Genomic DNA, 20,198 nt, shown 5'->3' with positions numbered 1-20,198 from the left:
CAATGGCTGAAGTTCTCGTCTACGTCGACCACGTGGACGGCGCCGTCCGCAAGCCCACCCTGGAGCTGCTGACCCTGGCCCGTCGCATCGGCGAGCCCGTCGCCCTCGCCCTCGGCCCCGGTGCCGAGAACACCGCCGCCGCGCTCGCCGAGCACGGCGCGGTGAAGGTCCTCACGCACGACGCCGCCGAGTACGCCGACTACCTGGTCGTCCCGAAGGTGGACGCTCTGCAGGCCGCGTACGAGGCCGTCTCGCCGGCCGCCGTGCTGGTGCCGTCCTCCGCCGAGGGCAAGGAGATCGCGGCCCGCCTCGCGGTCCGTATCGGCTCCGGCATCATCACCGACGCCGTCGACCTGGAGGCCGGCGACGAGGGTCCGGTGGCCACGCAGTCCGCGTTCGCCGCCTCCTTCACCACCAAGTCCCGTGTCTCCAAGGGCACCCCGGTCATCACGGTCAAGCCGAACTCGGCTCCCGTGGAGGCCGCCCCGGCCGCCGGCGCCGTCGAGGCCCTCGCGGTCTCCTTCTCCGAGAAGGCCACCGGCACCAAGGTCACCGCGCGCACCCCGCGCGAGTCGACCGGCCGCCCCGAGCTGACCGAGGCCGCGATCGTGGTCTCCGGCGGCCGTGGTGTCAACGGCGCCGAGAACTTCTCGATCATCGAGGCGCTGGCCGACTCCCTCGGTGCCGCCGTGGGCGCCTCGCGCGCCGCGGTCGACGCCGGCTGGTACCCGCACTCCAACCAGGTCGGCCAGACCGGTAAGTCCGTCTCGCCGCAGCTGTACATCGCCTCCGGCATCTCCGGCGCGATCCAGCACCGCGCCGGTATGCAGACGTCGAAGACGATCGTGGCGATCAACAAGGACGCCGAGGCCCCGATCTTCGACCTGGTCGACTACGGCGTGGTCGGCGACCTCTTCGAGGTCGTCCCGCAGCTGACCGAGGAGATCAACTCCCGCAAGGGCTGATGGGTTCGCAGGCTGTACGAGGCCCCCGTGACCGGCAGGTCACGGGGGCCTCGGCTCATTCCAGGGTCAGCACCACCTGCACGGGCAGGTGGTCGCTGGGGAACTGGCCGTGCTGTTCGAAGGTGTTGATCGATGCCCGGTGGGTCGTGACGCCCGGAGTGGTCAGGATCCAGTCGATGCGGTCGCCGTCCGGAATCAGCGGTTTGTAGCCGTGGAAGGTCGCGTACAGCTTGCTGCGCTCGGCCGCCGTGTCCCAGGTGTCGACGAGTCCGGCGCCCAGCAATGTGTCGTAGGCCGGGTTCTTGTGGGCCGCCGCGTTGAAGTCGCCGGTCACGACGAACGGTAGGGACCCGTCCAGTTCGCCGATCCTCTGGGCGATGAGCGATGCCGCACGCGCGCGTGCGTACTGGCTCGCGTGGTCGAGGTGGGTGTTGAGGACGTAGAACTCCCGCCCGCTGCCGCGCAGATCGCGGAATCGGACCCAGGTGACGATGCGGGGCAGAGAGGCACCCCAGGTGTTGGAGCCGATCACCTTGGGTGTGTCGGAGAGCCAGAAGGTGTCGTGCTCGGCCGGAGCGAGGCGTCGGGTGTCGTAGAAGATCGCGACCGACTCGTCATGGCTGCCGCCCTCGCGGCCGGTGCCGATCCAGTCGTAGTGCGGTCCGAGGTCGGAGGCGATGTCAAGCACCTGCGTGTACAGGCCCTCCTGGGTGCCGATGACGTGGGGGGTCTCCCGGCGTAAGAGTTCGCGCATCACCGGGCGGCGCGCGGACCAGCTGTTGGGTTCGACGGTGCTCGCGAAGCGGAGATTGAAGGTCATGACCTCCAGGGGGCGGCCGCCCTGCCGGGTGGCGGAGGCCTGCGCCGTACTGAGCAGGGGCATGGCGACCGCGGCGGCCGCCGCGGTCCTGAGCCCCATGCGCCGGGTCACTCTGGTGGAGTTCGACACGCGTGCTCCTTCGGTCGCGAGTCAGGATGAAGGGTGTGCGTCGCAGTGTGGAAGAAGGAACAGAGACAAGAGTGAACGGGCCGGGGCATCGGGGTGTCCCGCGATCCAAGAGGGTGTTGACCGGCAGGAAGGTCCCCAGATAACTTCGTTCTACGGATTGTTGATTCCGTAGTGCGGAAAAGTGGAGGGTGTGGGATGGGTCAGGGTCAGCAGGACAAGGTGGCGACGAGCCTCGCGGGCGCCGTCAGCGAGGAGATCAGCGCCTCCCTCGCCCCGGTCGACGCCGAACTGGAGCGCCGCTACCCCGGAGACCCCGGCACCCGGCAGCCCGTCCACACCGTGTACGTCCCCGGCGACGTGTTCGCCGCCGACACCATCCGCTCCTGGGGCGACCAAGCCCTTGCCGCCCTCGATGAGCACGCCCCGGACGCCGCTTCCTTCGCCGCCGTCCTCGGCCTCACCGACGAGCTCGCCGAGCCCGTCTACGACCGCGTACGGGCCAAGCTGGAGCGCGAACCCATCGAGGACCTGCGCGTCGACTTCGAGGACGGCTACGGACCGCGCCCGGACGCCGAGGAGGACGGGGCGGCGGCGCGCGCTGCCCGGTTGATCGCCGAGGCCTACGAGAACGGCACGGCGGCCCCGTACATGGGCATCCGCATGAAGTGCATGGAGGCGCCGGTACGCGACCGGGGCATCCGCACGCTCGACATCTTCCTCACCGGCCTGATGGAGGCCGGCGGCCTGCCCGACGGGCTCGTGCTGACGCTGCCGAAGGTGACGTACGCGGAGCAGGTCACCGCGATGGTCCGACTCCTTGAGGAGTTCGAGAAGGCGCGCGGCCTGGAGCCCGGCCGGATCGGCTTCGAGATCCAGATCGAGACCAGCCAGTCCATCCTCGCCACAGACGGCACCGCGACCGTCGCCCGGATGATCCAGGCGGCCGACGGCCGCGCCACCGGTCTGCACTACGGCACCTTCGACTACAGCGCCTGCCTCGGCGTCTCCGCCGCCTACCAGGCCAGCGACCACCCCGCCGCCGACCACGCCAAGGCGATCATGCAGGTCGCGGCCGCCGGCACCGGCGTACGCGTCTCCGACGGCTCCACGAACGTCCTGCCGGTCGGCCCGACCGAGAAGGTCCACGACGCCTGGCGGCTGCACTACGGCCTCACCCGCCGTGCCCTGGCCCGCGCCTACTACCAGGGCTGGGACATGCACCCCGGCCACATCCCCACCCGATACGCCGCCGTCTTCGCCTTCTACCACGAGGGCTTCGAGCAGGCCGCCGCCCGCCTCGCCCGCTACGCCGCCCACGCCGGCGGCGACGTCATGGACGAGCCCGCCACCGCCAAGGCCCTCAGCGGCTACCTCCTGCGCGGTCTGGACTGCGGCGCCCTGGACATCGCCGAGGTCGCGAGGGCCACGGGTCTGACGCGGGCGGACTTGGAGGGCTTTGCGGCGCCGAGGCGCGGGGACCTGACAATCTCCGGGAAGTAGAGAGCGCCCTGTAAGGGGCGTGGGGCTGTGCCCCTGCGCGGCTCCGCCCGCGTGGGCGCGACCCGCCACAGACAACCCTCCAGTTCGACGACGGAGCGGCCTGCCTAGACGTATCTCTCCAGGCCGGAGGCCATGGTGAGCCGCTCCTCGGCGAACAACCGGGTTCCGCGCGAGCAGAGCGCCCTGTCGAAGCGCGCCCGGGCGCAGAACTCCTCGGGAGTGTCCCCGAACAGCTCCCGCAGCCGCGGGGACGCCGCGAGGAGCGAGGCGAGCAGCGCACGCTCGCCGGAGTGCGCACGGGGCATCCCGGCACCGTCGTGAAGCACCCCACGCCGGTTGACGTAGACGTACGCACCGGGCAGCACCTCACCGGACTCCAACTCGATCCCGGCGTCGGACGAGGGAAGCCAGGCCCGGTCGTAGGCCCCGGTCGCCGAGGAAACTCCCTCGCTCCTGTCGATCACGGCGAGCTGGTCCGAGTCGAACCAGGTGACGAACAACTCGCTGACCGCACCCGGCGCATGGAACGGCGACGCGGACACGTACCCCATGAGGCTCACATGGGCGGACACGCCGACGCCGATGCCGGCTACCCGCACCTTCACCATCGGGATCGTGCCGGACACCTCGGACTCCGCCATCTTGTGCCGGAGTTGGCCGGGGCAGGCGTTGGAGCCGACGGCCACGACCGGGACGCGGTCCTCGTACACCAGGCGTGTCAGGGGCAACAGCCGGTCCCCGTCGAGGAGTCCGGACTCCGCGGGCCACGCGCCCGGATAGCTCAACGGATGGTCGCGCGGCGCCTCGGCGAGGCCGAGGGCGTCGAGCGAACAGGGGTCCGGGGCGCCCATAGCTCAGTACGCGGGCGGCAGTTCCCCCGAGCCGCGTGTGATCAGGCGCGTCGGGAGTTCGATGCGCTCCGGGGTCACGAGATTGCCGTCGAGCTGGCGGAAGAGCCGCTCGGCGGCGGTGCGGCCGAGGGCGGCGGCGTCCTGGGCGACGACGGTCACGCCGGGCTGCAGGAGGTCGGCGAGCTCGATGTCGTCGAAGCCGACGAGGGCGACGGGGCGGCCGCGCTCGGCGATGACACGGACGACCGTGACGGTGACGCGGTTGTTGCCGGCGAAGATCGCGGTGACGGGGGAGGGGCCGGACAGCATGCCCTCGGCCGCCTTCCGCACCCGCTGCGGGTCGGTGACGCCGAGGGACATCCAGGCGTCCTCCACCGGGATGCCCGCGTCCTCCATGGCGGCGCGATAGCCGCGCAGCCGCTCGGCGGCGGTGTGGATGCGGGGCATGTCGCCGATGAAGCCGATCCGGCGGTGACCGTGGGCGATGAGGTGGGCGACACCGTCGCGGGCGCCGCCGAAGCTGTCCGAGAGGACGACGTCGGCGTCGATCTTGCCGGCCGGGCGGTCCACGAAGACCGTGGCGACGCCTGCCTTTATCTCGGGCTCCAGATAGCGGTGGTCGTCACCGGCCGGAATGACGACGAGCCCGTCCACGCGGCGCGCACACAGGGCGAGGACCAGTTCCTGCTCGCGGTCCGGGTCCTCGGCGCTGGAGCCGTTGATCAGCAGGGCTCCGTGCGCACGGGCCACTTCCTCGACCGCGCGGCTCAGCGGCCCGTAGAACGGGTCCGCGAGGTCCTCCAGGACGAGGCCGATGCTGGCGGTGCGACCCTTGCGCAGCACCCGCGCGCTGTCGTTGCGCCGAAAGCCCAGCGTGTCGATGGCCTCCTGGACGCGGCGCTCGGTGTCCGGGGTGACCCCCGGCTCGCCGTTGACTACGCGCGAGACCGTCTTGAGGCCGACTCCCGCACGGGCCGCTACGTCCTTCATGGTCGGACGGTTTCCGTAGCGGTTCTCGGATCGGCGGGCGGTCTCGGCCACGATGTGCTGTCCTGTCCTGTCGTCCACGGGGATGCGTAGGTCCATGGGGTTGTATGAGGATGTGGCGTCGAGCATAGAGCCTGGACAACGTTGTCAGATGCGGGAGAGACTGTCCACCGCAATCTCCGGTCTGCGCCCCCACCGTGAGACCGGCCTGCCCTTTTCTCAAGGTTCACCGGGAGACCTGACTCTGATGCACACCGACCTCGTGGCCGCGCTCGACATCGGCGGCACCAAGATCGCCGGAGCGCTGGTGGACGGCCACGGCCGGATCCTCCTGCGCGCGCAGCGCGCGACGCCCGCACAGGAGGACGGCGACACCGTGATGCGGGCCGTCGAGGACGTCATCGGCGAACTGACGGTCTCCCCGCTGTGGAGCAGGGCGCGGGCCGTCGGCATCGGCAGCGCGGGCCCGGTGGACGCCTCCGCCGGCACGGTGAGCCCCGTGAATGTCCCGGGCTGGCGGGACTACCCGCTGGTCGAGCGGGTCCGCAAGGCCGCGGCGGGGCTGCCCGTCGAGCTGATCGGCGACGGCGTGGCCATCACGGCGGCCGAGCACTGGCAGGGCGCCGCCCGCGGCCACGACAACGCGCTGTGCATGGTGGTGTCCACGGGCGTGGGCGGCGGGCTCGTCCTGAACGGGCAGTTGCACCCCGGTCCCACCGGCAACGCCGGCCACATCGGGCACATCAGCGTCGACCTCGACGGCGACGCGTGCCCGTGCGGCTCGCGCGGCTGCGTCGAGCGCATCGCGAGCGGTCCGAACATCGCCCGCCGCGCGCTGGAGGGCGGCTGGCGGCCCGGTCCCGACGGCGACACCTCGGCCGCCGCGGTGGCCGAGGCCGCCCGCGCGGGCGACCCGGTCGCCGTGGCCTCCTTCGAACGGGCCGCGCAGGCGCTCGCGGCGGGCATCGCGGCCACGGCGACCCTCGTGGAGATCGACATCGCCGTCATCGGCGGGGGAGTGGGCAAGGCGGGCGATGTCCTGTTCGCGCCGCTGCGCGAGGCCCTGGCCACCTACGCGACGCTGTCCTTCGTACGGCGGCTGACCGTGGCGCCCGCGCTGATGGGCACGGACGCCGGTCTGGTCGGCGCGGCCGCGGCCGCGCTCAGCAGGAATCCGAGCGCGACCGCTGCCGGCGTCTGAGCGGTCGAGGGTCCGGGAGGTCGGGGGCCGAACTGCCCGGCGGACCGCTCGGAGCGTAACCCGCAGCGACCCGACCGCTCGGGGTATGGCCTGCGGCGGCCCGACCGCTCGGGGTATGGCCCGCAGCGGCCCGACGGCTCGGGGTATGGCCTGCGGCGGCCCGACCGCTCGGGGTATGGCCCGCAGCGGCCCGACGGCTCGGGGTATGGCCTGCGGCGGCCCGGCCGCTCGGGGTATGACCCCCGCGGCGGCCCGACCGACCCGTGGCCGACCGCCCGGGGCTGATCGTTTCAGCCCCGGACGGCAGGAATCCAGCCCCTCCGGCGTTCGAGGAGGGGTCTGGGGCGGAGCCCCGGGTACGGGACGGGCAGGGGCGGAGGGGGCGAAAATCCCACCCACCCTCAGGGGAGTGGACCCGCAGGTCCCGCACCGACCGACGGCGCCAACGGATCCCCGCTCTCAACGGCAGGGGTATGAACCGTCGTGGTCTGACCGACGGGAGTCCCGCCTCCGCCGCTTCAGCAACTCAGCTTCGCGTCCGCCCAGTCCGCGTGGTCCGAGTCGATCCCGTCGCCGCCGTCGGTGACGACGAGTCGGACCACCTGGGCCCCGGTCACGTCCGCCGTGATCGGCTGGGCCGGCATCGCGTTGGTGAGGACGCCGGTCGAGGCGACCTTGGTCCCGTCGGCCCAGATCTCGAAGGCTACGGTGCCCTTGGCGCCCTTTTCGTCGTCGACGCCCACGTCCGCGGTGACCGTCTGGCACGCCTTGCCCGTGTAGTACTCGACGGCGCTCTCCGCGTGCACGCCGAGCCCCTTGGCGTATACGACTCCGCCCAAAGTGATCGGATGACCGTCGCCCGCGGCACTCTCACCATTGCTGGTGTTGCGTTCAACCGGTCCCCAGCCGTTGGCCGTCGACAGCCACGGAAGGTCACCCAGGGAGGAGACCCCGGAGGGTGGGGCCACGACCACGGACGCCTTCAGCGGCAGCACGCTCTCGGCGCGTACGCCGGTGGGTGAGCGGTAACTGGCCTTCAGCGTCAGGTCGTACGAGCCCGTGGCAGCCCCGGCCGGGGCGGTGACCTGCCACCGCGTACGCAGGGCGCGGCCCGTCAGCACGGTGCCCGCGCTCGTCGGCGAGGTCGCCGCGACCGTCCAGCCCTCGGGGCCGTTCAGCGTCACGGAGACGCGCTTCGCGGGCGTCCGGCCGAGGTCGGTGACCGTCGACGTCAGCGAGGCCGTCCTGCCCGCCTCGACCAACGGGCTTCCGTCCAGGCCGAGTTCGACGGCGGGCGGGTTGTTGGCCCACCGCGGGTCGACCGAGACCCGTACCAGCACGGTCCCGTGGGCGGGAACGGTCGCCGAGATGGTGCCCGCGGTGTTGTAGCTCTTGTGCTGCCACAGATCGCGCAGTGTGTAGGCGTCCGCCTCGGGCAGGCCCACGGCCTGCGCGGTCGTGGCGATCCGCTGTGCGCTGCCCGTCTCGTTGAACAGCGCCACCGACCGGCTGCCGTCCTTCATCTCTTTGGCGACGACCCAGCGTCCGCCCTCGGAGGAGAGCACAGTGCCCTGCTTGCCCAGCGGGTCCTGGTCGACGGCGATGACCTCCTGGTTGTCGAGGATGTCGAAGGTCGCGGTGGACGCCTTGCGCAGATCGGAGCCGATCAACAGCGGCGCCGCCATGATCGACCACATGGAGAAGTGCGAGCGGTACTCGGTGTCGGTCATGCCGCCGTTGCCGACCTCCAGCATGTCCGGGTCGTTCCAGTGCCCGGGGCCGGCGTGCGGGGCGAGGGGCAGGTTCTGCTTGAGGATCGACAGCATCGAGCCCCAACTGTCGCTGATGTCCCCGGTCGTACGCCACAGATGTCCGACGTCCGACGCCCATTCCCAGGGTTTGTTCTGGCCCCACTCGCAGATGCTGTAGACGATGGGGCGCCCGGTCGCCTTCAGGGCGTCACGCATTGTCGTGTACCGCAACTTGGCGTCCACGCCCTGGTTGTTGCAGTTGTCGTACTTGAGGTAGTCGACACCCCAGTCGGCGAACTGCTGGGCGTCGCTGTACTCGTGGCCGAGAGCGCCGGGGAATCCGGCGCTGTTGCAGGTCTTCGTGCCCGCGCTGGTGTAGATGCCGAGCTTGAGCCCCTTGGCGTGCACGTAGTCGGCGACTGCCTTGATTCCGCCGGGGAATCGCACCGGGTCGGGGACCAACTTGCCGTTCGCGTCCCGGGACGGCAGGGCCCAGCAGTCGTCCAGATTGACGTACTGATACCCGGCTTCCTTGAGGCCCTTGTCGACGAAGATGTCCGCGATGCCCTTGACCATGTCCTCGTTGAACTCGGCGCGGCAGTGCGTGGAGTTCCAGTTGTTGAAGCCCATCGGCGGGGTGAGGGCGAGACCGTCCGCCAACGTGGGGGAGGCGGGTTCCTGGGCGGGGGCGGCGAAGGCGGGCGAGATGAGCCCGGTCGTACACAACAGTCCTGCGGCTAGCGCTCCGACCACTCTTCGGCGGGTTGTGCGGGTGTGAAGGTGACGCATCGTTACGTTCCTCCGAACTCGCGAAAGGTTGGATGTCTACATGTCCGCGACAATGGTGCGCGTTTACGGTAGGACCTGTCCGACTCTGTTGGAAGAGAAGTGGTAACGGTTGTTCGATATCTCGTCGGAACCCTTGACGGCACCACCACTTGGGAGTGAGATCCAAGCCTCGCGTTCGGTTGTGTTGGGTGGCACCCCGAGGAGGGGACATGGCACAGTCATCGTTGAAGGGGCTCGTCGTGCCCGTAGGCACGACAGGACATCGGATGTCCCGGCGAAATCTCTTGCGTGGTGCGGCCGTCGGAGCCGGCGCGCTCACACTCCCCGCCCTGCTGTCCGCGTGCGGCGACGGACCCGGTGGAAACAAGAACGAGGTAACGGTGGGGTCCAACGCGTCGGACCCGGTCCCCAAGAAGGCGTACGCGGCGGCCTTTGCGGCGTACGAGAAGAAGTCCGGCAAGAAGGTCAAGGTCAACACCAAGGACCACAACGACTTCCAGGAGAACATCAACCGTTATCTCCAGGGCACGCCCGACGACGTCTTCATGTGGTTCGCCGGATATCGCATGCAGTACTTCGCGGAGAAGGGGCTCCTGCACGAGGTCAGCGACGTGTGGAGCGGATTCAGCGGATTCTCCGACGCGCTCAAGGAACAGTCCACGCACGCGGGCAAGCAGTACTTCGTGCCCTATTACTACTACCCGTGGGCCGTCTTCCACCGGAAGAGCCTCTTCCAGAGCAAGGGTTATCAACAGCCGAAGACCTGGGACGAGTTCATCGCGCTCGCCAAGAGGATGTCCAAGGACGGCACTCCGGTCGCCTTCTGCGACAAGGACGGCTGGCCCGCGATGGGCACCTTCGACTACATCAACATGCGTCTGAACGGATACGACTTCCACAAGTCGCTGATGGCCGGCGACGAGTCGTGGACCGGCACCAAGGTCAAGAACGTCTTCGACACCTGGCGCGAACTCATGCCGTACTACCAGAAGGGTGCCCTCGGCCGTACCTGGGAGGAGGCCGGGCAGAGCCTCCAGCAGCGCAAGACCGGCATGGCGGTCTTCGGAATGCCGCACCCCGGCACCCAGTTCCCTACGAGCGAACGCGACGACATCGACTTCTTCGCCTTCCCCGAGATCGACCCGCAGTACGCGCAGGACGCGGTGGAAGCCCCCATCGACGGCTTCCTCGTCGCCAAGAAGTCGAAGAACCTCGACGGCGCCAAGGCCCTGCTGAAATGGCTCGGCACGCCCAAGGCGGAGGACACCTACCTCGCCCTCGACCCCAACAACGTGGCGGTCAACGACGGCGCCGACACCTCCAAGTACAGCGCCCTGCAGAAGAAATCGGCCCAGCTCGTCTCGGGCGCCAAGCAGATCTCACAGTTCATGGACCGCGACACCCGTCCCGACTTCGCCTCGACCGTGATGATCAAGGCGATCCAGGACTTCATCGGAAATCCGAAGGACGTCGACGGTCTCTGCAACAGCATCGAACGACAGAAGAAGACCATCTTCTCGTCGCCCGTCGGCTGAACCTGGGGGAAGACGTTCCGTGGCGCTCAACATCCCACGGCGCGCCGGAGGACGGCGGCTGCGGCGGTTCACCCGCCGCGACGTCGTCGTCCTCGGCGTGCTCCTCGGCATACCGATCCTGCTCGACATCGTCATCATCTGGGGCCCGACGCTGGCCTCCATCGGACTGTCCTTCACCTCCTGGGACGGCGTCGGCGACATCCACTGGGTCGGCGGCGACAACTACAAGAACATGGTCGAGAACTACCCGGTCTTCTGGCCGGCCGTCCGCCACAACGTCCTGTGGCTGCTCTTCCTCGGCCTGATCGCGACGCCGTTCGGCCTGTTCCTGGCCGTCCTCATCGACCGGGGCGTCCGCTTCAGCCGCTTCTACCAGTCGACGATCTACATGCCGGTCGTGCTCTCGCTCGCCATCGTCGGCTTCATCGCGCAGCTGATCCTGGGCACCGACCAGGGCGTGGTCAACACGATCCTGAACAACCACGACGACCCCATCGACTGGCTCGGCGACTCGCACCTCAACCTCTGGATGATGATGATCGCGGCGAGCTGGCGGCACACCGGCTACGTCATGATCCTCTACCTGGCCGGACTCAAGTCCGTGGACCCGCAGTTGAAGGAAGCGGCCGCGATCGACGGCGCGAACGAGCGCCAGACGTTCTTCCGCGTGGTCTTCCCGACACTCCGCCCCGTCAACGTCATCGTCGGCGTGATCACCGTCATTGAGGCGCTGCGCGCGTTCGACATCGTCTACGCGGTCAACAAGGGCCGCAACGGCCTGGAACTTCTCTCGGTCCTCATCACGGACAACATCATCGGCGAGGCCAGCCGCATCGGATTCGGCTCGGCGATCGCGGTCGTCCTGCTCACCGTCTCCCTGGGGTTCATCGTGACGTTCCTGGTCCAAGAGCTGCGAGGTGCGCGCGACCGATGACAGCCGACATCCGCGCCGGCGCGCCCACCCGCCGTCCGGCCCCCACGGCCGCGGAGCGACCCACGCCCCGCCGCGGGCCGCGCCCCGGTCGCTTCGGGGTGCACGTCTTCCTGATGGGCGTCTCCCTGGCCTTCCTCGCGCCCCTCCTGCTCGCCGTCTACGCCTCGCTGCGCCCGTACGAGGAGACGGCGCAGCACGGCTACTTCTCCTTCCCCAAGCACCTGTCCTTCGAGTACTACCGCCGGGCCTACACCGAGTCGGGCATGGGCAAGTACTTCACCAACACGCTGCTCATCGCCGTGCCCGGCGTTCTGATCACCCTGTTCCTCGCCTCGTTCGTCGCCTTCGCGGTCTCCCGCCTGAAGCTGCGCGGCGGCCTGGTGCTGCTGATGTTCTTCACGGCGGGCAACCTGCTGCCCCAGCAGGTGATCGTGACTCCCCTGTACGTCCTCTTCAACAAGGTCCCGCTGCAATGGTGGATGTCCGACTCACTCACGATGTACGACTCCTACTGGGCCGTCATCATCGTCAACATCGGCTTCCAGCTGGGCTTCTGCGTCTTCGTGCTGGCCAACTTCATGCGGACGCTGCCGCAGGAGATCCTGGAGGCCGCCATCGTCGACGGCGCGGGCGTCTGGACCCAGTTCTGGCGCATCACGCTGCCCTTGTGCCGCCCTGCGCTCGCAGCCCTCGGCACCCTCGAATTCACCTGGATCTACAACGACTTCCTCTGGGCCCTGATCTTCATCTCCAACCCGGACAAGCTCCCCGTCACGTCGTCCCTGAACAACCTCCGCGGCCAATTCTTCACGGACTACAACTTGCTGGCCGCAGGATCGGTCCTCGTCGCCCTCCCGACGATCCTGGTGTTCCTGCTGCTGCAACGGCACTTCATCGCGGGGCTGACGCTGGGCTCGACCAAGGGGTAGGGCGTGACCCGCGTGAACGTCCCAACGGGGCAGGGGCGGTGACCCCGTTGAGCGGAATCGACGCGGTCATCTCTCCCGCTTGAGTTGCGAACTTGGACCCCTTCGAAGGCCCCTCCCTGGGGAGCGGAACCGCACCCCAGGGGGAATCCAGGGAGATCTCCTTGAACTCGGGCTTCGAGGGGGCGAACCAGGCATCCGCCGCGCGATGCCCGCGCCCATCGGCCTCCGGCATGAAGCGTGCACAGACCCGGAGAGTGATCGACGGGTCCGCGTGGCCCAAGAACTGCTGACAGAATGGTTCAGCGTTGTGCCACCAGTCGTGCTTACTGAACCGCGTGCCGTGTGCTGTGGTGCGGGGCGGGGCATGTGTGAGGGCGCGGGTCAGGGTTCGATGAGAAGGCCCTCGATGAGGCCACGGTTGAGGGTGAACCGGTAGTGCAGGTCGACGACCCCACCCGGGAAGTTGCCTTCCAGGTGGTGTGTGGTGATGTAGTGCTGCGCATCGACTTCTTGTGCGCCGGTGAGTTCGACGGTGTAGGTGTACTCAGTGGCGGAATGGGTCAGCCAGGTCTCGATCGCTGAGGTTCCCTGATGGGTCTTGCTCTCGTCGATCACGGTGGCGTCTGGCTGGAAGGCGCTGATTGCGGTGGCGGTGTCATGGGTGCGGTGGGCGTTCAGGTAGCGGGTGATCACATCGGGCAGGGCGTCCGGGGCGATGTCTTGGGGCTGGTTTTCGTGCATGGCGGTTCCTGACGGTGGGGGAGTTCATACGGTCGGAGTGGTGCCGCCGTCGATGACGTGCTCGGCGCCGACGATGGCCGATGCGCGGTCAGAGGCGAGGAAGGCGATCAGTTCAGCCACTTCCTCCGGGCGGTTGGGACGGCCCAGGGGGATGCCGCCCAGGGATGCCATCAGTTGCTTGAGCGCCGCTTCGTGGGTGGTGCCGGCGTTCTCGGCGATCCGTGCCACGAGGTTGTCGGCGGCGGTGGTCTGAACGAAGCCGGGGGAGACGGTGTTGACGCGGACGCCGTGCGGGGCCACCTCGTTGGCCAGGCCCTTGCTGTAGGTGGTCAGCGCTGCCTTGGCTGCGGCGTACGCGAGGGTGCCGTTCCACAGCGGCATGCGGCGCTGGATCGAGGAGACGTGGATGATGACCCCCTTGCCGGCTTTGATCATTCCAGGCAGCAGGCCGCGGTCCAGGCGGACGGCGGCGAGGAGGTTGATGTTGAGCTCCGTGGCCCAGTCATCCTCGCCGAGGGCCGCGAATCCGCCCGTGGGTGCGTCGGAGCCGCCCAGGTTGTTGACCAGGATGTCGATCCCGCCCAGGCGGCGAGTGGTTTCGTCGACCACGGTGGCAGCGCCCTCGGGAGTGGCGAGATCGGCGGTGATGATGTCCGAGGGGGCGATGCCGTCGGGTCGGCTGCGTGCGGTCACAAGTACGGTGGCGCCGGCCTGGGCGAGGCGCCGGGCGATGGCTGCGCCGACCCCTTTGGTGCCACCGGTGACCAGGGCGCGGCGGGCCTCGAGGGATTCGCTGATGGGGGTGGTCATGACGAGTTCCGTTCCCGGGTGCAGGCAGGAGGAGCACCGCCTCCCACAGTTGCTGCTAAAATAGAAGCCACTAACTTCGACTTTAGCAGTAACTCTCTGAGGATGGTCAACCTTGGCAAGCCGAATCAGGGCGGAAGATCTCGAATGCCCGCTGTCTACGACCGTGCAGCACGTCGGCGAGTGGTGGACGCTGCTCATCCTCCACGATGCCTTCGACGGCTACAGCCGCTTCGACCAGTTCCAGGAGAACCTCGGCATCTCCACCAGCATGCTTACCGCACGCCTGAAAACCCTCGTCGCCGACGGCCTGCTGGAGCGCCGCCCGTACCAGACCAACCCCGTGCGCTACGAGTACGTCCTGACCGACCTGGGCCGCTCCCTGCGCCCGGTGATCGTCACGCTTGCGGCATGGGGCAACTCCCGCCTCGCCCCCGAGCAGCGCAGCATGATTCTGATCGACACCAGCAGCGGCGAAGAAGTCGAACCCGTGGTTGTCGACGCCAAGACCGGCCGCCGCCTCGACGACAGCCACGCCTACGTGTTCGCCGCCGGCCCCGCTGCCGGCCACGCCATGCGGGCCCGCTACACCCGCACCACGGCGACCACAAGTGATACTGCAAGCAACACCTGACACCGATCTCGCCGACAGGCGTCGAACCGCACCCTTGGAGCGGGTGGATCCGTTGCCCGGATGTGAGGAAGCCGGATACTCAGCCATGGCTCGTTGACGACGAGTGCTGGGCGATGATCGAGCCGCTCCCGCCCGTGCGACACCGCCGCCCTCGGCACCCCGGCCGGAAGGGCTTGGACGACCGCAGCGTTCTGTGCGGGATCCTGTTCGTCCCCTACACCGGGATCCGCTGGGAGTCGCTGCCCGTACACCGGGATCCGCTGGCCGTCGTCTGGTGCCTGGGGCTGGCCGTGCTCGGCTACTTCTGGTCCAAGTCGCTGTTCAACCGCGACCCGAAGTAGCGGGGGCTTTTCTCCGACCAGAGGCAGTTGCTGTCCAGGGACCCGTTCGTCCTCGACTGAGCCGGCTGATTCGCCCTCACTCGCAACCGACGCCGTCCCCGTCCCGGTCGAGGTGCCGGCCGTAGCCGGGGTCTCCCACGTGTACGGGCGCGGCCCCCGCCGCGCGGGCGGCGTCGCAGTTCTCGTAGTACACGGCGCCCCCGCCGCTGTTGTCGTCGGTGCCGCCACTGTCCGCGGCGGGCTGCGCGGTGACGGTGGCCCGTACGGTCTTCGTCGTGCGGACGGTCACGGTGGCGGAGGGCGTCGCCGTGACCGTCTCCGTAGCCGTCCGGGTGGCCGTGGCCTTCGCGGTGACTGTGGCGGTGACGGTCGGGCCGGGCTTCGCCGCGGCGTTCTCGCTCTTGTTCCCGCCACTCGTGCCTATGCCGACACCGATGAAGAGGGTCACGGCGAGCGCGGGCAGGACGTAGCGCTTGCGCGCCCATCCCGGAGCGGTGCGGGTGGTTGGGGCGGGTGGTGTGGTGTACGGATTGGTCATCTCGTCCCCCCTGGGATGTTTCGAGTGGGATGACGGTAGTGCCGTGGATGCGTCCGATGAGGGTGAGATGAAGTTGCGTGACCCACCCGTGACTCGTCGGCGGCTCCGTAGTTGAACCGGGCATGAAGAAGCGCAGCATGCTCGCCATCGCCTCCCTCGCCACCGGGTTCGTCGTCGCGGCGATCACCCCTTCCCACGCCGTCGACAGCGACGTCCTCGGCGATCTGAACGTCAACGACACGCTGAGCACCGTCGATCACACGATCGGCAGCGACAGTCTGGCCGTGGACGACAAGGCACTGGGACAGAACGGCTGACGGGGTTCGGACCACGGCGCCGGTGCCCCGGGACGGGGCACCGGCGCCGCGCTGTCGGCGCCCTCATCAGGGCCTGGTTTCCGTGGCAGGGTGGAGCGGGCAAGCCACAGGGGGCCAACAGAAGAGGGGGAATCGTGATCGTCTGGATCAACGGTGCGTTCGGTGCGGGGAAGACCACCACCGCACGGGAACTGATCGAGCTGATCCCGAACAGCACGCTCTTCGACCCCGAGGTCATCGGCGGCACACTCACGCACCTGCTGCCGGCCAAGCGCCTCGCCGAGGTCGGCGACTTCCAGGACCTGCCGATCTGGCGACGCCTCGTGGTCGACACCGCGGCCGCCATGCTCGCCGAACTCGGCGGCGTCCTCGTGGTCCCGATGACCCTGCTCCGCCAGGAGTACCGCGACGAGATCTTCGGCGGCCTCGCCGCGCGCCGGATCCCCGTACGGCATGTGCTCCTCGCCCCGGCGGAAACGATCCTGCGCGAGCGAATAGCCGGGCGCGAGGTGCCCCCGGAACTGCCCGACGGTGAGATGCGCGTGCGCCAGTGGTCCCACGAACACATCGAGCCGTATCGCGCCGCGCTCGCCTCCTGGCTCACCGCCGACGCCCACCCCGTGGACACCACCGCGCTCACCCCGTACGACACCGCCCTGCGCATCGCCGATGCCGTGCGCACCGGGGACGTACCCGTGTGCGACATCGTGCAGACCCCCGAACCCACCGCGGAGACCGTCGCCGCGGGTGTGCTCCTCTTCGACGAGCAGGACCGTGTGCTGCTCGTCGACCCGACGTACAAGGCCGGCTGGGAATTCCCCGGAGGCGTCGTCGAACCCGGTGAGGCCCCCGCGCGCGCGGGCATGCGCGAGGTCGTCGAGGAGACCGGCATCACGCTCGACGAGGTGCCCCGCCTCCTCGTCGTCGACTGGGAGTCGCCGGCGCCCCCCGGCTTCGGCGGCCTGCGTCTCCTGTTCGACGGCGGCCGGCTCGACGCGGCGGCGGCGAGCCGTCTGCTGCTGCCGGGACCCGAACTGCGCGACTGGCGCTTCGCCACCGAACAGGAGGCGGCCGACCTGCTGCCGCCCGTGCGCTACGAACGGCTGCGCTGGGCCTTGCGGGCGCGCGAGCGCGGAGCGGCGCTCTACCTGGAGGCCGGGGTCCCGGTCGGCTGACGTCGCGACTTTGCTCGGCTTGTGGACTTCCGAGGGGCACGGCCGGTACGGCCCCGGGGCGGGCGACGAGGTGCGCGAGCTGCTTCGCCTGGTGGGCCTCAACCCCGAGCACGGCAACCGCTTCGCGCACGAGTTCTCCGGTGGGCAGCGCCAACGCATCGGCATCGCCCGGGCGTTGGCCCTGCGCCCCAAGGTCATCGTCCTGGACGAACCGGTGTCCGCGCTGGACGTGTCCATCCAGGCCGGAGTCCTCAACCTGCTGATGGACCTGCAGAGCGAACTCGGTCTGTCCTTTCTGTTCGTGGCCCACGACCTCTCCGTGATGCGGCATGTCGCCGGACGCGTGGCGGTCATGTACCTGGGCCGCCTGGTCGAGATCGCCCCGGCCCGCACGCTCTTCGCGCGCCCCGCCCACCCGTACACACAGGCCCTCGTCTCGGCCATCCCGCTGCCCGACCCGCGCAAGGAGCGGGCCCGGCGACGCGTCACCGTGCAGGGCGACGTGCCCAGCCCCATTCGCCCGCCGAGCGGCTGTCGATTCCGCACCCGGTGCCCCAAGTTCGCGGGCGAGCTGACGGAGAGCGAGCGCGTCTACTGTGTCGAGGAGGTGCCGGAACTGATCGACCGGGGCGGCGGGAACCCCGGGGCCTGCCACTACGCGGAGAGTGTCGAGCTGCTCTGACCGAGCCGTGTCAGCTCCTCCCACGGGTACGGGGTCTGCCGGCTCTCGCGCTGCAGCCTGCGGTTGAAGTCCGCCATCACGGCGGCGAGGGGAGCGTGACGAGTGAGGATCGAGGCGACCTCCGACGGGATGCCGTCGGGCCGCGCGCCCTCGGCATACGCGCGCACCAGCGCCTCACGCTCCTCCCGCCCCGATCCGTAGGAGGCGGTGACCAGCCAGTTCACCAGGTGCGTCCGCGTATAGGAGCGGTCGTACGACCGGTGCAGTTCGAAGAAGTCGGCCTCCTCTCGGGACAGTTGGAAACGGGAGGAGAGGGCGAGGCCGTAGTCGGCGAAGTAGAGCCGCTGCCCGTCGGTGAGGATGTTCTCGAAGTGCGCGTCGAAGTGCAGCAGCCCGCGTGCGTTCATGAAGGAGACGCCGGCCTCCAGACCCCGTTCCACCTGGGAGCAGACCCCCTCGCTCTCGAACCGGGCGCCCAGCCAGTCGTGGAGGTTGTTCGGAATGTACTCCAGGAACAGCGCGACGCTCGCCGAGGCGGTACGCAGGGCCTCGATCCGGTGGCGCACCTGCCGGGAACCGCCCCAGTAGGCGACCGCCCGCTCGACGTCGGCCAGTTCCTCGGGCAGGGGCTGCACGGTGTCGGGAAGCACCCGCCAGTGATACATCAGCGGGAAGCCCCCGAACTGCCCGGCCAGTACCCAGTTCGTCGTCATGGTGTGCACGGCGAGCTCGCGCCAGGCCCCGAAACCCGGGCCGCCGATGCCGTACTGGCAGAAGGGCGGCAGGTTGAACAGATTGGCCGTGGAGCGTGCGTTCTCCCGCAGTTTCTCCGCATCCGTGAGCGGGACGCGCTTGACGAAGACCGGAGTGTCCGCGACGTCCATCAGCACGGATCTGCCCCCGATGCCGGAGCCGAGGGGCCGGCCCGCAGCGACCAGTTCGCCCAGTTCGTGGTCGCTGCACAGGGCCAGTGACGTGGAGACGTCGCTGTGCGCGGCGAGGCGCACAGCGCGCGACATGTCGAGGGGCTTCACGTCCCTCGAGAACGCCTCAGCTTCCCGCGTAGTTCCGCAGGAACAGCGCCTCCGCGACCGACAGGCGCTCCAGCTCGTCCGGCGAGACGCTCTCGTTCACCGCGTGGATCTGCGCCTCCGGCTCGCTCAGGCCGATGAGCAGGATCTCCGTCTGCGGGTACAGCGAGGCGAGCGTGTTGCACAGCGGGATGGAGCCGCCCATGCCCGCGTACTGCATCTCCTGGCCCGGGTAGGCGACAGCCATCGCCTCGGCCATCGACGCGTATGCGGGGCTGGAGGTGTCGGCGCGGAACGCCTGTCCCTGGCCGATCTGCTCGGTGCTGACGCGCGCGCCCCACGGCGTGTGCGCCTCCACGTGGGCCTGGAGCAGCTTGGTCGCCTCCGCCGCGTCCATGCCCGGCGGCACGCGCAGGCTGATCAGCGCGCGGGCGCCCGCCTGCACGGACGGGGTCGCGCCGACGACCGGCGGGCAGTCGATGCCGAGGACGGTGACGGCCGGACGTGCCCAGACACGGTCGGCGACCGTGCCGGAGCCGATCAGCTCCACGCCGTCGAGCACCTTGGCGTCCTCGCGGAACGCCTCCTCCTCGTACTGCAGGCCGTCCCACCGAGCGTCGCCGATCAGCCCGTCGACCGTCGTCGAACCGTCCTCGGCCCGCAGCGAGTCCAGTACGCGGATCAGCGCGGCCAGCGCGTCGGGGGCCGCACCGCCGAACTGCCCCGAGTGCAGGTTGCCTTCCAGGGTGTCCACCTGGACGCGTACGAGGGTCATGCCGCGCAGGGTCGCGGTGACCGTCGGCAGGCCGCACCGGAAGTTGCCGGCGTCTCCGATGACGATGGTGTCGGCGGTCAGCAGCTCCGGGTGTTCCTCGGTGTATCGCTCCAGGCCGCCCGTGCCCTGCTCCTCCGACCCCTCGGCGATCACCTTGACGTGCACCGGGACGCCGCCGTTCGCCTTCAGCGCACGCAGGGCGAGCAGATGCATGATGAGGCCGCCCTTGCAGTCGGCGCTGCCGCGTCCGTACCAGCGGCCGTCGCGCTCGGTCAGCTCGAACGGCGGCGTCGCCCAGGCCGCCTCGTCCAGCGGCGGCTGCACGTCGTAGTGCGCGTACAGCAGGACCGTCTTCGCGCCCTCGGGCCCGGGCAGGAAGCCGTACACCGACTGCGTACCGTCCGGGGTGTCGAGCAGTGCCACGTCCTGGAAGTCCTCGGCACGCAGCGCGTCGGCGACCCAGTTCGCGGCGCCCTCGCTCTCGCTCTTGGGATATTGGTCGAAGTCCGCCACCGACTTGAAGGCCACCAGCTCGGTGAGCTCCGCCTTCGCCCGGGGCATGAGCGAGGCGACGGTCTCGGCGACCGGATTCGACGACATGGGCACGCTCCTTGTGGGTGCGACGTTGTACTTCTGTGTACAGGTGATCGTGTGGCGCGTACGCGCGTACTGGTGTGCAGAGCGCATACGCTGCCGATCCTCCCACAGTGGCCTGCGGCGATGCCCGCCGTAGGATGCGGGGGACACGTGCGGCAGACGGCTGGAC

General features: G+C 69.3%; 18 protein-coding genes and 3 pseudogenes. 12 read left to right on the top strand and 9 right to left on the bottom strand.

The window, feature by feature from the left end; genetic code table 11:
• Positions 1-2 precede the first annotated feature (2 nt).
• The gene (locus ACZ4RZ_RS06720) at positions 3-965 is read left to right on the top strand and encodes an electron transfer flavoprotein subunit alpha/FixB family protein (protein WP_467742682.1); all 963 of its coding nucleotides are present in this window, start codon (positions 3-5) and stop codon (positions 963-965) included.
• A gap of 55 nt (positions 966-1,020) precedes the next feature.
• Here ACZ4RZ_RS06720 and ACZ4RZ_RS06715 read toward each other — a convergent pair whose 3' ends face one another.
• The gene (locus ACZ4RZ_RS06715) at positions 1,021-1,914 is read right to left on the bottom strand and encodes an endonuclease/exonuclease/phosphatase family protein (protein WP_467742680.1); all 894 of its coding nucleotides are present in this window, start codon (positions 1,912-1,914) and stop codon (positions 1,021-1,023) included.
• A gap of 195 nt (positions 1,915-2,109) precedes the next feature.
• Here ACZ4RZ_RS06715 and ACZ4RZ_RS06710 point away from each other — a divergent pair, with 195 nt between their 5' ends.
• On the top strand, positions 2,110-3,414 hold the full coding sequence (locus ACZ4RZ_RS06710; RefSeq protein ID WP_467742678.1) for a DUF6986 family protein: 1,305 nt from the start codon (positions 2,110-2,112) through the stop codon (positions 3,412-3,414).
• A gap of 104 nt (positions 3,415-3,518) precedes the next feature.
• On the opposite strand, the gene ACZ4RZ_RS06705 is transcribed toward ACZ4RZ_RS06710, so the two are convergent.
• Both ACZ4RZ_RS06705 and ACZ4RZ_RS06700 read right to left on the bottom strand, forming a co-directional pair.
• The gene (locus tag ACZ4RZ_RS06705; RefSeq protein ID WP_467742676.1) at positions 3,519-4,265 is read right to left on the bottom strand and encodes a hypothetical protein; all 747 of its coding nucleotides are present in this window, start codon (positions 4,263-4,265) and stop codon (positions 3,519-3,521) included.
• 3 nt (positions 4,266-4,268) lie between these two features.
• Complete coding sequence (locus ACZ4RZ_RS06700; RefSeq protein WP_467742674.1) at positions 4,269-5,351, bottom strand: LacI family DNA-binding transcriptional regulator; 1,083 nt, start codon at positions 5,349-5,351, stop codon at positions 4,269-4,271.
• A gap of 148 nt (positions 5,352-5,499) precedes the next feature.
• Here ACZ4RZ_RS06700 and ACZ4RZ_RS06695 point away from each other — a divergent pair, with 148 nt between their 5' ends.
• Positions 5,500-6,453: an ROK family protein gene (locus ACZ4RZ_RS06695; protein ID WP_467742672.1), complete on the top strand. Its 954-nt coding sequence runs from the start codon at positions 5,500-5,502 to the stop codon at positions 6,451-6,453.
• A 518-nt stretch (positions 6,454-6,971) separates the two neighbouring features.
• Here the strand turns inward: ACZ4RZ_RS06695 and ACZ4RZ_RS06690 are convergent.
• Entirely contained in the window at positions 6,972-8,993 is a 2,022-nt protein-coding gene (locus ACZ4RZ_RS06690; protein WP_467742670.1) for an NPCBM/NEW2 domain-containing protein, read from the bottom strand.
• Positions 8,994-9,259: 266 nt separating this feature from the next.
• Between ACZ4RZ_RS06690 and ACZ4RZ_RS06685 the strand changes: the two genes are divergently transcribed.
• Genes ACZ4RZ_RS06685 through ACZ4RZ_RS06675 form a run of 3 tightly spaced genes read left to right on the top strand, consistent with a single transcriptional unit; the run spans position 9,260 to position 12,391 of the window.
• On the top strand, positions 9,260-10,528 hold the full coding sequence (locus ACZ4RZ_RS06685; protein WP_467743087.1) for an ABC transporter substrate-binding protein: 1,269 nt from the start codon (positions 9,260-9,262) through the stop codon (positions 10,526-10,528).
• Between the two features lie 19 nt (positions 10,529-10,547).
• The gene (locus ACZ4RZ_RS06680) at positions 10,548-11,462 is read left to right on the top strand and encodes a carbohydrate ABC transporter permease (protein WP_467742668.1); all 915 of its coding nucleotides are present in this window, start codon (positions 10,548-10,550) and stop codon (positions 11,460-11,462) included.
• Complete coding sequence (locus ACZ4RZ_RS06675) at positions 11,459-12,391, top strand: carbohydrate ABC transporter permease (protein ID WP_467742666.1); 933 nt, start codon at positions 11,459-11,461, stop codon at positions 12,389-12,391. The genes ACZ4RZ_RS06680 and ACZ4RZ_RS06675 overlap by 4 nt, the downstream gene beginning before the upstream one ends.
• Positions 12,392-12,772: 381 nt before the next feature.
• Here ACZ4RZ_RS06675 and ACZ4RZ_RS06670 read toward each other — a convergent pair whose 3' ends face one another.
• Together ACZ4RZ_RS06670 and ACZ4RZ_RS06665 are read right to left on the bottom strand one after the other, a co-directional pair.
• Positions 12,773-13,132: a nuclear transport factor 2 family protein gene (locus tag ACZ4RZ_RS06670; protein ID WP_467742664.1), complete on the bottom strand. Its 360-nt coding sequence runs from the start codon at positions 13,130-13,132 to the stop codon at positions 12,773-12,775.
• Positions 13,133-13,156: 24 nt separating this feature from the next.
• On the bottom strand, positions 13,157-13,942 hold the full coding sequence (locus ACZ4RZ_RS06665; RefSeq protein ID WP_467742662.1) for an SDR family oxidoreductase: 786 nt from the start codon (positions 13,940-13,942) through the stop codon (positions 13,157-13,159).
• 112 nt (positions 13,943-14,054) lie between these two features.
• On the opposite strand from ACZ4RZ_RS06665, the gene ACZ4RZ_RS06660 reads away from it, so the two are divergent.
• The 3 genes and pseudogenes from ACZ4RZ_RS06660 to ACZ4RZ_RS06650 form a co-directional block, all read left to right on the top strand.
• Positions 14,055-14,573: a winged helix-turn-helix transcriptional regulator gene (locus ACZ4RZ_RS06660; RefSeq protein ID WP_467742660.1), complete on the top strand. Its 519-nt coding sequence runs from the start codon at positions 14,055-14,057 to the stop codon at positions 14,571-14,573.
• A gap of 62 nt (positions 14,574-14,635) precedes the next feature.
• Positions 14,636-14,815: pseudogene (locus ACZ4RZ_RS06655) on the top strand (transposase); the annotation flags it as partial.
• Between the two features lie 6 nt (positions 14,816-14,821).
• Positions 14,822-14,914, top strand: a pseudogene (locus tag ACZ4RZ_RS06650) (ABC transporter permease); the annotation flags it as partial.
• Positions 14,915-14,990: 76 nt separating this feature from the next.
• Here ACZ4RZ_RS06650 and ACZ4RZ_RS06645 read toward each other — a convergent pair.
• Positions 14,991-15,452 carry an excalibur calcium-binding domain-containing protein gene (locus ACZ4RZ_RS06645; RefSeq protein WP_467742658.1) on the bottom strand — a complete coding sequence of 154 codons (462 nt, stop codon included), beginning with the start codon at positions 15,450-15,452 and terminating at the stop codon, positions 14,991-14,993.
• 122 nt (positions 15,453-15,574) lie between these two features.
• Here ACZ4RZ_RS06645 and ACZ4RZ_RS06640 point away from each other — a divergent pair, with 122 nt between their 5' ends.
• The 3 genes and pseudogenes from ACZ4RZ_RS06640 to ACZ4RZ_RS06630 form a co-directional block, all read left to right on the top strand.
• Positions 15,575-15,769: a hypothetical protein gene (locus tag ACZ4RZ_RS06640; RefSeq protein ID WP_467742656.1), complete on the top strand. Its 195-nt coding sequence runs from the start codon at positions 15,575-15,577 to the stop codon at positions 15,767-15,769.
• A 131-nt stretch (positions 15,770-15,900) separates the two neighbouring features.
• Positions 15,901-16,944, top strand: a complete 1,044-nt coding sequence (locus tag ACZ4RZ_RS06635) for an NUDIX hydrolase (RefSeq protein WP_467743085.1) — start codon at positions 15,901-15,903, stop codon at positions 16,942-16,944.
• A 37-nt stretch (positions 16,945-16,981) separates the two neighbouring features.
• Positions 16,982-17,626: pseudogene (locus ACZ4RZ_RS06630) on the top strand (oligopeptide/dipeptide ABC transporter ATP-binding protein); the annotation flags it as partial.
• On the opposite strand, the gene ACZ4RZ_RS06625 reads toward ACZ4RZ_RS06630, so the two are convergent.
• Entirely contained in the window at positions 17,599-18,645 is a 1,047-nt protein-coding gene (locus tag ACZ4RZ_RS06625; RefSeq protein ID WP_467742654.1) for a BUD32 family EKC/KEOPS complex subunit, read from the bottom strand. The pseudogene ACZ4RZ_RS06630 and the gene ACZ4RZ_RS06625 overlap by 28 nt on opposite strands.
• 31 nt (positions 18,646-18,676) lie before the next feature.
• Complete coding sequence (locus ACZ4RZ_RS06620) at positions 18,677-20,032, bottom strand: M20/M25/M40 family metallo-hydrolase (RefSeq protein WP_467742652.1); 1,356 nt, start codon at positions 20,030-20,032, stop codon at positions 18,677-18,679.
• Positions 20,033-20,198: the final 166 nt, after the last annotated feature.

The sequence above is a fragment of the Streptomyces sp. NPDC027189 genome (assembly GCF_055566975.1).
The sequence above is the reverse complement of the archived record's forward strand: the minus strand, read 5'-3'. Positions and strand labels throughout refer to the sequence as shown.